General features: G+C 66.5%; 11 protein-coding genes. 9 read left to right on the forward strand and 2 right to left on the reverse strand.

The genetic code is table 11. The features are described 5' to 3' along the window. Positions 1–3,181: WD40 repeat domain-containing protein (locus QH276_RS29320; protein WP_280406969.1), on the forward strand; the 3,181-nt coding region annotated here is incomplete at its 5' end. Positions 3,182–3,364: 183 nt separating this feature from the next. On the opposite strand, the gene QH276_RS29325 is transcribed toward QH276_RS29320, so the two are convergent. Then, entirely contained in the window at positions 3,365–4,405 is a 1,041-nt protein-coding gene (locus tag QH276_RS29325; RefSeq protein ID WP_280396995.1) for an LLM class F420-dependent oxidoreductase, read from the reverse strand. A gap of 61 nt (positions 4,406–4,466) precedes the next feature. Here QH276_RS29325 and QH276_RS29330 point away from each other — a divergent pair, with 61 nt between their 5' ends. The 5 genes from QH276_RS29330 (at position 4,467) to QH276_RS29350 (ending at position 9,136) form a co-directional block, all read left to right on the forward strand. Then, on the forward strand, positions 4,467–5,480 hold the full coding sequence (locus tag QH276_RS29330) for a Zn-ribbon domain-containing OB-fold protein (RefSeq protein WP_432278553.1): 1,014 nt from the start codon (positions 4,467–4,469) through the stop codon (positions 5,478–5,480). A gap of 13 nt (positions 5,481–5,493) precedes the next feature. Further along, positions 5,494–6,561: a thiolase domain-containing protein gene (locus QH276_RS29335; RefSeq protein ID WP_280396994.1), complete on the forward strand. Its 1,068-nt coding sequence runs from the start codon at positions 5,494–5,496 to the stop codon at positions 6,559–6,561. Next, positions 6,558–7,724 carry a thiolase domain-containing protein gene (locus QH276_RS29340; RefSeq protein WP_280396993.1) on the forward strand — a complete coding sequence of 389 codons (1,167 nt, stop codon included), beginning with the start codon at positions 6,558–6,560 and terminating at the stop codon, positions 7,722–7,724. The genes QH276_RS29335 and QH276_RS29340 overlap by 4 nt, the downstream gene beginning before the upstream one ends. Before the next feature lie 2 nt (positions 7,725–7,726). Further along, positions 7,727–8,602 carry a TIGR03619 family F420-dependent LLM class oxidoreductase gene (locus QH276_RS29345; RefSeq protein ID WP_280406971.1) on the forward strand — a complete coding sequence of 292 codons (876 nt, stop codon included), beginning with the start codon at positions 7,727–7,729 and terminating at the stop codon, positions 8,600–8,602. Positions 8,603–8,719: 117 nt separating this feature from the next. Further along, on the forward strand, positions 8,720–9,136 hold the full coding sequence (locus QH276_RS29350; RefSeq protein ID WP_280406970.1) for a nuclear transport factor 2 family protein: 417 nt from the start codon (positions 8,720–8,722) through the stop codon (positions 9,134–9,136). A gap of 442 nt (positions 9,137–9,578) precedes the next feature. On the opposite strand, the gene QH276_RS29355 is transcribed toward QH276_RS29350, so the two are convergent. Further along, positions 9,579–10,835 carry a cytochrome P450 gene (locus QH276_RS29355; RefSeq protein ID WP_280400408.1) on the reverse strand — a complete coding sequence of 419 codons (1,257 nt, stop codon included), beginning with the start codon at positions 10,833–10,835 and terminating at the stop codon, positions 9,579–9,581. Positions 10,836–10,993: 158 nt separating this feature from the next. Between QH276_RS29355 and QH276_RS29360 the strand changes: the two genes are divergently transcribed. The 3 genes from QH276_RS29360 to QH276_RS29370 all read left to right on the forward strand — a co-directional run. Beyond that, a complete protein-coding gene (locus QH276_RS29360; protein ID WP_280400407.1) occupies positions 10,994–12,157 on the forward strand; it encodes a steroid 3-ketoacyl-CoA thiolase in 1,164 nt (387 codons plus the stop codon). 434 nt (positions 12,158–12,591) lie between these two features. Continuing rightward, positions 12,592–13,008: a helix-turn-helix domain-containing protein gene (locus tag QH276_RS29365; protein ID WP_011207048.1), complete on the forward strand. Its 417-nt coding sequence runs from the start codon at positions 12,592–12,594 to the stop codon at positions 13,006–13,008. Positions 13,009–13,035: 27 nt separating this feature from the next. Continuing rightward, the coding region (locus tag QH276_RS29370; RefSeq protein ID WP_280406972.1) for an ATP-binding cassette domain-containing protein at positions 13,036–13,180 on the forward strand (145 nt) is incomplete at its 3' end.

A 13,180-nucleotide genomic window follows, 5' to 3' on the forward strand; every position in this document is an offset into this window, starting at 1 on the left:
CCGAGTCCCCGAGGAATTACGCCCTGTCGGCGTTCGCTTCGACGCGGTGCTGCACCTTAGCGGTCGCACCGCGGCCGAAGTAGTGACAGCGCTGGCCGAGGCGATAGGCGAGGACGCGGCAACGCTGTTCCGGGCACCCGAGTCCGATACGAGACGGACGATTATTGTCGACGCACTGGACGAATCCCGCGATCCGCACAGCGTGGCGTTGGTTCTGCGCCGAGTCGCTCGCCGGGGCGGGACGAAGGTTCTCGTCGGAACCAGGCAATCGATACACGACCTCCCTGATATCCCCCCGTCCGACACGGATGTGATCGACGCGCTAGGTGCGGACAGCGGCAACTTTCTCGTGCTCGAGCAGGACCCGGCGGCAGTTCGCCGGTACGTACGCACTCGGCTCCGGCGGTCCGGAATCCCGGAACCCGAAGTGGACTGTTTCGTCGAACTCGCCGAACTGATCGGTGGCTATCGGCAGCCGTTCTTGTTCGCCCGGCTGGCCGTGCACGAAATCCTTGCGCGCCCCGAACTCCTCACGGCCGCCGAACAGTCGACCGCGATCCTCGACTCCGGTCACCGCGGTCTCTTCCGGCACGCGGTGGCACGCCTGGCGGCGACCGCGCCGAAGGTCGAGGTCCTGTTGCGGGCGCTGGCCCGCGCCCGCGGAAACGGGTTTCCCCGCACCGGCGGTATCTGGGCCCGCGTCGCATCGGCACTGGGCCCAGAGCCGATCGGGGACACCGATATCGAGACCGCGCTCGCACTCGCCGCGCCGTACATCATGCAGGACACCGAGTTCGGGGTTACGGTCTACCGTTTGGCGCACCGGACCTTCGTCGAGTGGTACCGAGCAGAGGCAGATTGCGAGACATCGGCGGAACAGCATATCGCGCGGGCACTGTTGGGGTGCGGTAGCGCGGCGGTGGACCGCGCGGAGCCGGTCGACGGATATCTGCGGCGTTATCTGGCTGAGCACGTGGGCGTGGCCGGGCTGTGGCGGGAGTTGGGTGAGCGGGTGGGTCTGCTGGATCGACTCGATCCCACGGCAGTCGCGACGGAGGCGTTCCGGACCGAATCTTTCAGCGGAGTTGGATTGCCCGCGACCATTGTGACGACAATGGTCGCGCAAGGTCCGCTCGCCGGTACGCGGACCGACAGAAACCTCGTCCGGGCACTCACCGCTACCCGGCTCGGATTGCGGGATCCACTCGTCCGCGACGACCGTGTGCGCTGGTCCCATCTGGCCGGGAGTATGCCCCATATATCGCTGACCACTACGGGTTGGGTGAATGTGATGGCATCCGGACGGCTTGCCGACGGCCGCTCCGTGGTGGCCTGTGGCGACTACGACGGCGTGGTGCACTTATGGGATATGTCCGCCGAGGTGGTGGCCGGCGGGCCCGTGTATACCCCGGTCTCCGAGGTCCGCGCATTGGCCTTCGGTGCACTCTCCGATGGCCGGGTGATAGTGGCCTCGGGCGGCAAACACGCGATGACCTGCCTGTGGGATACGAAGACCGGTGAGCTGGTGGACATGCTGGTACCGGACGAGGCGCGGGCGAGCACATCGTTTCGCTATGTCTCCGCATTGGCGTTCGACCGGTTGCCCTCGGGGCACGCACTGATGGCGGCCGGTGGCGACAACGGTGTGCTGCGACTGTGGGATGCGGAGACGAAGAAGGTGCTCGTCGAGAGGAGAGCGCACGACGGCGTAGTTCGCGCGGCGGCGTTCGGTCACTTCGGCGACGGCAGGACGATTTTGGCCACAGGCGGTGCGGACGGCGCGGTGCGGCTGTGGAGTATCGGTGATCGCCGTGGTGGGAAACAGTTCATCGCGCACGAGGGCGGGGTCGGGGACCTTGCCTTCGGCAGGCTCACAGATGACACAGTGGTGCTGGCAACCGCCGGAGGAGACGGAATCCGCCTCTGGGATCCGAGTGCCCAGACCGATGTGCCGATCCGGTTCATTGCGCATGCGGCAGGTTCGACCGGCGTGGCATTCGGGCGACTGACCGATGGACGGGTGGTGGTGGCCGCCGGCAGCGACCGGGCGGTTCAGGTTTGGGATGTTGCCGATGGATCACAGGTGTGCCCGCCCCTGGCGGGACATACCCACTGGGTCACCGCGGTCGAATTCGGTGTGCGCGACGACGGCCGCACCGTCCTGGCATCGGGAGGGTTCGACAGAACCGTACGACTGTGGGAACCCGGCCCTGCCGTGCGACCAGCCGACCGGGAGCAGAACCTCGTGGGCGAGGTCCGGTCGCTGGCGTTCGGGCGGCTGGCGGATGGGCGTGCGCGATTGGTCTCCGGCGGCCGGGACGGTGTAGTGCGTCTCTGGGAGCCGGTAACCGGTACGCCGACAGGTCATCCGATGGCCGCACACCCGCATGGAGCCGCGGTGGCGTTCGGCCGTACGGCCACCGGGCAGGTAGTTGTGGCTTCCGGCGGCAGCGACGGAATGGTCCGGCTCTGGGACCCGGCCACCGGGGCAGCCGTTGGTCGTCCATGGAAACTGGGCTGCGCCGTGCGGACGATGGCCATCGGGAGCCTCGAGGACGGCAGAACAGTTCTGGCGGCCGGTGGATCGACTTCGTACCACGAGGACAAGGGCTACGTTCGAGTATGGGATATGGCCACGGGCAGAACGCTCGGGGAACCATTGGCCGCCGACCGCGATGGGATACGGACGGTGGCTTGGGGGCCGACAACGAGCGGAGGTGCGGTGCTGGCTGTCGGCGTGGCTGACGGTGCCATACGGCTGTGGGACCCCGCCCACGGCGTCGTCGCCGAACTGCCGACCGGCCACCGCTCCACCGCGCACGTCCTGGCGTTCGGTCGTCTGCGGGACGGCCGGCAGGTGCTGGCCTCCGGGGACATCGACGGGACCGTCCAATTATGGGATCTCGCCGCGGAGGTGGCGATCGGTGAACCGCGAGTGGGGCACGGCGGACCGGTGAACGCACTTGTATTCTGGCCGACGCCGGCTGAAGCGACGATGCTGATCAGCGGTGATGACGACACGGTCCGGTTGTGGCCCCTCGAGGTGGCGCGTACGCCGCGGGTTCTACCGCTGGCGTCGCAATGCGTTGCGCTTGTCGCAGATCCCCCGGCACTGTACATCGGCTGCGCAGACGGATTGCTCGCCCTGGACCTGACGACAATGATCTCCGCATCATCGTGAGGTGATGCGGAGGACGCCGCCGTGCACATCGCCGGGAGATCCGGGCGTGGGATGTCGTTGTCATCCGGCACGGCGTCGGTGCGGTTCGGCGGCGCCACCGTGTTCGTCCAGGTCTGGATCAGCAGCATGACCACAGGCCCTCTCTTCCCGGCGGTCGCCGAGTAGAGATTTTCTGTAACAAGTTCACTCGGTGGTGAGCAGTGGCGCCAAGCGTTTCAGTTGCTCCACATCAGGCACCGAGACCAGCAGCATGGTGACACCCGAGGACTCCCAGACGCCGATCTGTTCGCGAACTCGAGCCTCGTTGCCGACGATCGCGGTCTCCAGCACCAGTTCGTCCGGTACCGCGGCGGCGGCTTCGGCTTTCTTGCCCGACTGGAAGAGGCGGCCGATCTCCTCGACCTCCTTCTCGTAGCCCATCCGGCGGTACACCTGGGCGTGGAAATTCAGTTCCGGCGCACCCATGCCGCCGATGTAGAGCGAGGTGATCCAGCGCATGCGTTCGATCTCGGCGGCGGGGTCGTCGGTGATGATCACCTGGGCGGTGGCGGCTATTTCGAATTCGTCCCGCGAACGGCGGGCACCCGGGCGGGCGAAGCCCTCGTCGAGCCATTCGTTGTAGACGCCGGCCATGCGCGGGGTGTAGTAGATCGCCAGCCAGCCGTCGGCGATTTCCGCCGTGAGCGCCACGTTCTTCGGCCCCTCGGCGCCCAGCCAGATCGGTAGATCCGCACGTAACGGGTGGGTTATCGGCTTCAGCGGTTTACCCAGTCCGGTGGCGCCGGCGCCGGTGAACGGCAGCGGATAGTTCGACCCGTCGCTGGTCACCGGCGCCTCGCGGGCCAGCACCTTGCGCACGATCTCGACGTATTCGCGGGTGCGCTGCAATGGTTTGGCAAACGGCTGCCCATACCAGCCCTCCACCACTTGCGGACCGGAAACGCCGAGGCCGAGGATCGCGCGGCCGCCGCTGAGATGGTCGAGGGTCAGCGCGTGCATGGCCGTCGCCGTCGGGGTGCGGGCGGACAGCTGCACGACCGAGGTGCCCAGCCGCACCCGCTCGGTGGCCGAACCCCACCAGGCCAGCGGGGTGAAGGCGTCCGACCCCCAGGATTCGGCGGCGAACACCGCGTCGAACCCGGCTTCCTCGGCGGCCACCACAACTTCCGCGGCGTGCGGCGGCGGCGCGGCGCCCCAGTATCCGAGCTGCAATCCGAACTTCACAACCGACCCCTTTCCGGCCTACTGCTTGCCAGCAGAATAAGAACCTGTTCTACTCGATATCGTGACGCATGGGAATACTGCACCCACGGTAATTACGCAGGAACGCCCGCCGGGACTGAAACCGAGCGATGTGCTCAGTGCGCCCCTGCGGATGGAGTTCGACTACACGCGCTCCGTGGGACCTATCATCGGCAAGTTCCTCACCGGCCTGCGCGAGCGACGGATCTTCGGTAACCGGGGGTCGGACGGCCGCGTACTCGTACCGCCGGCCGAATTCGACCCGGTGACCGCCGAACCGCTGTCGGAGTTCGTGGAAGTTGCCACCACCGGCACGGTGAAATCGTGGTCGTGGGTCCGTGACCCGCTGCCGGGCCAGCCCTTCGACCGGCCGTTCGCCTACGCGCTGATCCAGCTCGACGGTGCCGATACCGCACTGCTGCACGCGGTGGATGTGCAGAGCCCGGAGCAGATCAGCACCGGTATGCGGGTGACCGCGCGCTGGGCCGCCGAGCTCACCGGCACGATCCACGACATCGTCTGCTTCGAGCCCGGCGAGACCCCGACGGCCGAACCGGCGCCCGCGTCGGATGCCGAACCGGTCGGCATCATCACCACGCCGATCGGCATGGACTACAAGCACACCGCCTCCCCCGAGGAAACCGTCTTCCTGCACGGTCTCAAAGAAGGCAAGCTCATCGGCGCCCGCGCCGATGCGGACAGCAAGGTGTATTTCCCGCCGCGCGGCGTCGATCCGATGACCGGGCGTTCCACCGCGGAAACGGTGGAACTGGCCGAGACCGGCACGGTCACTACGTTCTGCATCGTGAATGTGCCGTTCCTGGGGCAGCGGATCAAGCCACCGTATGTGGCCGCGTATGTGCTGCTCGACGGCGCGGATATCCCCTTCCTGCATCTGGTGCTCGGCTGCGACGCCAGTGAGGTGCGGATGGGTATGCGGGTCAAGGTCGTCTGGAAGCCGCGCGAGGAGTGGGGCCACACCATGGCCAATATCGACCATTTCGAGCCGACCGGCGAGCCGGATGCCGATTACGACACCTACAAGCATCACCTGTGAGAGGGCTCCCCGCGTGACCATCACCGAGCGTTCCATCGACAACGCCACCGAGATCGCCGTCGTCGGCTTCGCGCACGCACCACATGTGGCGGAGACCTACGGCACCACCAACGGTGTGGAGATGCTGGTGCCCTGTTTCCAGCAGCTCTACGACCAGTTGGGCATCACCAAATCCGATATCGGCTTCTGGTGCTCCGGCTCGTCGGACTATCTGGCCGGCCGATCCTTCTCGTTCATCTCCGCGATCGATTCGATCGGCGCCGTCCCGCCGATCAACGAATCCCATGTGGAGATGGACGCCGCCTGGGCCTTGTACGAGGCGTGGGTGAAACTGCGCTCCGGCCAGGCGGAAACCGCCCTGGTCTACGGCTTCGGTAAATCCTCCGCGAGCACGTTGCGCCAGGTGCTCACCACCCAGCTCGACCCGTATCTGGTCGCGCCGCTGTGGCCGGATTCGCTGGCCGTTGCCGGGTTGCAGGCCCGCGCCGGGCTCGACGCCGGACGCTGGACCGAACGCGATATGGCCGCGGTTTCGGCCGCGCACACCGTCGACGGTAAATCGGTCGACGATCTGCTGGCCGCTCCGTATGTCGCCGACCCGCTGCGCGAACACGATTGCGCGCCCATCACCGACGGCGCCGCGGCCATCGTGCTCGCGGTCGGCGACCGGGCCCGGGAGCTGTGCGAACGTCCCGCGTGGATCACGGGTATGGCGCACCGGATCGATTCCAGTGTGCTGGGCGCGCGCGATCTCACCGTCTCTCCCTCGGCGGCGGCCGCGGGCCAGGCGGTGACCGGTGGCGATACCAGCGGTATCGATATCGCCGAGCTGCACGCGCCGTTCAGCCATCAGCAGCTCATCCTGACCGAAGCCCTCGGCCTGAAACCGGAGACCAAGGTCAACCCGAACGGCGGTGCGCTGGCCGCGAATCCGATGTTCGCCACCGGACTGGAGCGGATCGGCTACGCCGCGCACGCGATCATGGCCGGCGACGCCGGACGCACCCTGGCACACGCCACCAGCGGGCCCGCCCTGCAGCAAAACCTTGTGACCGTTCTCGATTCGGAGGCCCGCCGATGAGTTTCCCCGCCGCGGTGCTGGGTACCGGACAAACCCACCACGTAGCGAAACGCAGCGATGTCTCGATGGCCGGGCTGTGCCGCGAAGCCATCGACCGGGCCCTGGCCGACGCCGAACTGACCATGGCCGATATCGACGCCATCGTCATCGGCAAGGCCCCCGACATGTTCGAGGGCATGATGATGCCCGAGCTGTACCTGGCCGATGCGCTGGGCGCCCCGGGTAAACCGCTGCTGCGGGTGCACACCGCCGGTTCGGTCGGCGGGTCCACCGCGTGTGTGGCCGCCAATATGGTGCAGGGCGGCGTGCACGAGCGGGTGCTGGCCATCGCCTGGGAGAAGCAGTCGGAATCGAATGCCATGTGGGCGCTGTCGATTCCGGTGCCGTTCACCATGCCGGTCGGCGCGGGCGCGGGCGGGTATTTCGCGCCGCATGTGCGGTCTTATATCCGGCGGTCGAACGCGCCGCTGCATGTGGGCGCCATGGTCGCGGCGAAGGACCGCCGCAACGGCGCCAAGAACCCGCATGCGCATCTCAAACAGGGCGACAAAACAGTCGAAGAGGTGCTGTCCTCGCAGATGCTCTGGGACCCCATCCGGTTCGACGAGACCTGCCCCTCCTCCGACGGCGCCTGCGCCGTCGTGATCGGCGGCGAGCAATCGGCCACCGCGATGGAAGCCGCCGGTAAGAAGGTCGGCTGGATCCACGCGACCGCCATGCGCACCGAACCGCTCGCCTACGCCGGCCGCGACCAGGTGAACCCGCAGGCCGGCCAGGAAGCGGCCAAGGCGCTGTGGGCGCAGGCCGGGATCACCGATCCACTGGCCGAGATCGATGCCGCCGAGATCTATGTGCCGTTCTCCTGGTTCGAGCCGATGTGGCTGGAGAACCTGGGCTTCGCCGCGCCCGGCGACGGCTGGAAACTCACTGACAAGGGGGAAACCGAAATCGGCGGGACGCTGCCGGTGAACCCGTCGGGCGGGGTGCTCTCCTCCAACCCGATCGGCGCCTCCGGCATGATCCGCTTCGCCGAAGCCGCCAAACAGGTGATGGGCCGGGCCGGCGACTACCAGGTCGAGAACGCCCGCAAGGCGATGGGTCACGCCTACGGCGGTGGCTCGCAGTACTTCTCGATGTGGGTCGTGGGATCGGAACGCCGATGACGCTGCAGTTCAGCCTCGGGATCGCGCTGAGTCCGCTGGACCAGCTGCCCGAACTCGCGAAAACGGCCGAAGAGGTCGGGTTCACCTCGATCGCGCTGCCGGATTCGCTGTTCTATATGAAATCGCAGGCGGCGAAGTATCCGTACACCCCGGACGGCAGCCGCTTCTGGGGTCCGGAGACGCCGTGGGTGGATCCACTGATCGCCGCGACCGCCATGGCCGCGGTGACCACCCGGCTCCGCTTCTACACCAATGTGCTCAAACTGGGTTCCCGGAATCCGCTGCTGCTGGCCCGCCAGGTGGGGTCGGTGGCGAACCTGTCCGGTAACCGGTTCGGGTTCGGCGTGGGCATCGGCTGGGCGCCGGAGGAATTCGAATGGTGCGGGGTGCCGTACGCGCGCCGCGGCGCCCGGGTCGACGAGATGATCGAGGTCATCAAGAAAGTTCTCGCCGGCGGCATGGTCGAGTACCACGGCGAATTCTTCGATTTCGACGAACTGCAGATGAGCCCCGCGCCGAGCGAACCGGTGCCGTTCTACATCGGTGGGCACACCGAGGTGGCGCTACGCCGGGCCGCCCGGGTCGGGGACGGCTGGACCTCGGCCATGATGAAATTCGCCGATCTGCAGACCACCATCGCCCGGCTGGGTGATCTCCGCGCCGAATACGGCCGCGCCGATGTGCCGTTCGAGATCCAGGCGGTCTGCATCGACAAGTTCGGGCGCGACGGCTACCAGGAGCAGTACGACGCCGGCGTCACCGACGCCATCGTGGTGCCCTGGCTGGCCGCCGGGATCGGATTCGACGGCGATATCGAGGCGAAGAAGGACGCGCTGCGCGCCTTCGCCGAAGAGAACATCCAGAACCCGATCACCTGAGCACCCGGGGGGGGGCGGCCCCCCCCCCCCCCCGCGGGCGCGAGCTACCCCCAACCCCATCCCCCGCCCCCCCGGGGGCGCCCCCCCCGGGCCCCCCCGGTTTTCGAGAGGAAACCCATGAGCAGCGACGAACATCCGGCCCGCGCCGCCGGTCTGGCCTCGCAGGCCGCGGTCCGCGCCCGGGACAAGGACGCCTGGCTCGCCCTGTTCGCGCCGGACGGGATCGTAGAAGACCCCATCGGCCCCTCCGGTTTCGACCCCGAGGGCAAAGGGCATCGCGGAGCCGAAGCGATCGCGGCCTTCTGGGACAAGGCGATCGCGGGAACCGATTCGATCGAATTCCTGTTCGGCGACTCCTTCGCGTGCGGTGCGGAGGTCGCGTTCACGGGCACGATTCGCAGCATCATCGGCGGTCACCGCATCGACGCCGAAGGAGTTTTCACCTACAAGGTGGACGATGCGGGAAGGATCCTCGCCCTGCGCGCGTTCTGGGAAGTAGATCGCGCCATGGCCACGGCCACCCCGATCGGCTGATCGGCTCCCGGATCGACCCCTCACGGTCCGCCTGCCGATCGGCTTCTACACGAAGCGGCCCCGCACAGCTCATGCTGTGCGGGGCCGTTTCGCGTCACCCCCGCGCTCCGGGTCCGATCCGGGGGCGCCCCCCACTAGGTCCAGCCGCCCTCCCGTACCCGGCATCCCGTACCGGGTACGAAATCGCCGGTAGCGGCCCGACCGAACCGGCCGGCGACACCGCGTGGACCTTTTCGCCCGTGGCACCGAAAACCCCGTGCCAGCGCGACTTGCCTGCCCGCTGCGGCCCCCGCTACCGAGTGATCACGGCAGCACCCAGGAAAGAGTTTCGGCCCCGCACCTTCTGGTGGGGGACGTAATCGCGTACCGCGCTGCCGCAACAACCGCGCGGTCCACCGATAGCAGCCCGGTCGTGGGCCCGGCAACTATCGTGTCGTGGTGCTCAGCTCGCGGTCTGACCCGTCACCGGGCAGGTCTTGTAGTCGACCTGGAATTCCTTGATCCCGTTGAGCCAGCCGGAGCGCAAGCGCCGCGGATCGCCCAGCTTGGAGATATCTGGCATATGGTCGGCGATGGCGTTGAAGATCAGATCGATCTCCAGTTTGGCCAGGTTGGCGCCGATGCAGTAGTGCGCGCCGGTCCCGCCGAAGGCCACATGCGGGTTGTCCTCGCGCATGATGTCGAACTTCATCGGGTTCTCGAAAACGTCCTCGTCGAAGTTCGCCGACCGGTACACCAACAGCACCCGCTGGCCCTTCTTGATCTGCACGCCGCCGAGTTCGGTGTCCTCGAGCGCAGTGCGCTGGAAGGTGGTGATCGGGCTGGCCCAGCGGATGATCTCGTCGGCCGCGGTCTTGGGGCGGTGCTTCTTGTAGAGCTCCCACTGGTCGGGGTTCTCCAGGAAGGCGATCATGCCGTGGGTGATGGCGTTACGAGTGGTCTCGTTACCCGCGACCGCCAGCAGCATCACGAAGAAGCCGAACTCCTCCGACTTGAGGGATTCGCCGTCGATATCGGCTTCGACCAGGGTGGTGACGATATCGTCGGCCGGGCAGGCCTTGCGGGCCTCGGCCATGGCATAGGCGTATCCGAGCAGTTCGGTGGAGGCCTGCACGGGATCCACATCGATTTCCGGATCGTCGTAGCCGGTCATCTCGTTGGACCAGGTGAATACCTTCATCCGGTCTTCCTGCGGTACACCGATCAGTTCGGCGATCGCCTGCAGGGGCAGTTCACAGGCGATCTGGGTGACGAAATCGCCCGACCCGGCCTCAGCCGCGGCCTTGACGATGGCCTCGGTGCGCTTGGACAGCTCGTCGCGCAGCGAGTTGATCGCGCGCGGCGTGAACCCCCGCGAGATGATCTTGCGCATCCGGGTGTGCTCGGGTGGGTCCATGTTCAGCAGGATGAAACGCTGCAGTTCGATCTGCTCGCGCTCGATATCGTCGTTGAACCGCGGGAGTGCGGTGTTCTCGTAGGTCGAGAAGACATCGCTGCGCCGCGAGACCTCCTTGATGTCGGCATGCTTGGTGACGACCCAGAAGCCGTCGTCGTGGAAACCGCCGACCTCGGGCGATTTCTCCTGCCACCAGATCGGCGCGGTACGGCGGAGTTCGGCGAACTCCTCGACCGGCACCCGCTGCACGTACATATCGGGATCCGTGACGTCGAACCCCTCCGGCAGGTTCGGCCGGCCCATGCGCGTATCCACCACCAGATGTCTCCTTCGACAAACTGAAACACGTTCTACAATCATTGAAGCACAGGCCCCAGAATGAGGAAAGAAACCGGACTGATCTTGCCTCGCCCCCTGCGCGGAACACGTTACAGTTTTATGTCCGAAACGAAAGGTTCACCATGGGCACACCCGTCATTGTCGAGGCCGCTCGCACCCCTATCGGTAAGCGCAACGGCTGGCTGTCCGGACTGCACGCGGCCGAGATCCTCGGTCTCGCCCAGCGCGGGCTGCTCGATCGCGCCCATCTCGACCCGGCCAAGGTCGAGCAGATCATCGGCGGCTGCGTCACCCAGGCGGGCGCACAGTCGAACAACATCACCCGCACGGCCTGGCTCGCCGCCGGCCTGCCGTGGCAGGTGGGCGCCACGACCATCGACGCCCAGTGCGGTTCGGCCCAGCAGGCCAACCATCTGGTCGCCGGGCTGATCGCCGCCGGGGCCATCGATATCGGTGTCGCCTGCGGTGTCGAGGCGATGAGCCAGGTGCCGCTGGGTGCCAATGTCGGCGAGAACGCCGGCCCCCGGCGACCCGCCTCGTGGGATATCGATATGCCCAACCAGTTCGAGGCCGCCGAACGAATCGCCAAGCGGCGCGGGATCACTCGCGAGGATGTGGACGCGCTCGGTGTCCGGTCGCAGCGGCTGGCCGCGCAGGCCTGGGCCGAGGGACGTTTCGACCGCGAGGTTCTGACGATCACCGCCCCGGTCGTCGACAAGGAGGGCAACCCGACCGGCGAGAAGCAGGAGGTCACCCGCGATCAGGGGCTGCGCGAAACCAACGCGGAGAGCTTGGCCAAGCTGAAGCCGGTCCTGGAAGGCGGTATCCACACCGCCGGTACCTCCTCGCAGATCTCCGACGGCGCCGCGGCCGTGCTGCTGATGGACGAGCAGGCCGCCCAGCGCGAGGGCCTGCGCCCGCGAGCTCGCGTGGTGACCCAGTGCCTCGTGGGCTCGGAGCCGGAGTTCCATCTGGACGGACCGGTGCAGGCCTGCAGCCGGCTGCTCGAACGTTCCGGGATGACCATCAACGATATTGATCTGTTCGAGATCAACGAAGCATTCGCGTCTGTGGCATTGTCGTGGGCGCAGGTGCATCAGCCTGATTTCGACCGGGTAAATGTGAACGGCGGCGCAATCGCATTGGGCCATCCGGTGGGGTCGACCGGGTCCCGGCTGATCACCACTGCCTTGCATGAACTCGAACGTTCCGACCGCGGCATTGCGATGGTACTCATGTGCGCCGGTGGCGCACTCGCGACAGGAACGATCATCGAGCGCCTCTGAGACCGCACCGAATTCCTCTGCAGCCCTTCGGTACTCCGGGGCGATAGTGCCACTTCACAGGCAAGAGCCCCGGAGCACCGAGAAATTCCACACTGTAGGTTGAACGTTCATCTCAGCGTTCGGCGGACGTGTCGTACGCCACACAAAGGGGTATACGCACCCCCCGCGGGGGTAACAGCAATCCGGAGGCAACTCGCCGCCCGCGCCGGAAGACCCCCGCGACGGGCGGCTACCTGGCGGTATAAGCGGTCCACAAGATCCGTGCGGGCAACCCGCAAACGCGATACCACGGTCCACTTCTCCGGATACACACCTAGAAGCTTCAAGGAAATCCGGAATCAGGCGTAGGTTTTCAGTTACTGAGCCGCTAATATCAATGATAGGTATCCGAGATAACGACTGTTAGTACAGTGAAGGGAATTGGGCGGCTCACAATGGCTGATTTCGCGGCGCGGCTGAACAAGCTGTTCGAAACCGTGCATCCCCCAGGGCGTAAGCCGCACACCAATGCAGAGGTAGCGGCCGCACTGACGGCATCCGGTCATCCGATCTCCAAACCGTATCTGTCGCAGTTACGGTCGGGTCAGCGGACGAATCCGTCCGACGAGACTGTCGCCGCCCTGGCGAAGTTCTTCAAGGTCAAGCCCGACTACTTCTTCAACGACATCTACGCCGCGAAGATCGACCATGATCTCGAACTGCTCTCGCAGCTACAGGGTTACGGGCTGCGCCGGCTGTCGAGCCGGGCGTTCGATCTCTCCGAGGAGTCGCAGAACCTGCTGACCTCCATGGCGGAGAAACTGCGCGCGAGCGAGGGCCTGCCCGAAATTCCTCCGGACGGGACAGAATAAGACCGGAAGTAGACGCGGTGCGCTCCGATGCGGGTGGCACCGCGGCTGCGCCTGGGCAACAACGAGATCCTGCGCGGCGTGGACATCCATGTGGACGCCGGGAAGACGACCACCGTCATCGGGCCGTCCGGATCGGGTAAGTCCACGCTGCTGCGGGTGCTGAACCGGGTGT

The sequence above is a fragment of the Nocardia carnea genome (assembly GCF_029869215.1).
GTDB classification, from domain to species: Bacteria; Actinomycetota; Actinomycetes; order Mycobacteriales; family Mycobacteriaceae; genus Nocardia; species Nocardia carnea_B.

Bases quoted from the DNA above. Each gene is read 5' to 3' on its own strand.
- QH276_RS29340 (WP_280396993.1), top strand. From the start codon at position 6,558: ATGAGTTTCCCCGCCGCGGTGCTGGGTACCGGACAAACCCACCACGTA.
- QH276_RS29350 (WP_280406970.1), top strand. From the start codon at position 8,720: ATGAGCAGCGACGAACATCCGGCCCGCGCCGCCGGTCTGGCCTCGCAG.
- QH276_RS29355 (WP_280400408.1), bottom strand. From the start codon at position 10,835: ATGGGCCGGCCGAACCTGCCGGAGGGGTTCGACGTCACGGATCCCGAT.
- QH276_RS29360 (WP_280400407.1), top strand. From the start codon at position 10,994: ATGGGCACACCCGTCATTGTCGAGGCCGCTCGCACCCCTATCGGTAAG.
- QH276_RS29365 (WP_011207048.1), top strand. From the start codon at position 12,592: ATGGCTGATTTCGCGGCGCGGCTGAACAAGCTGTTCGAAACCGTGCAT.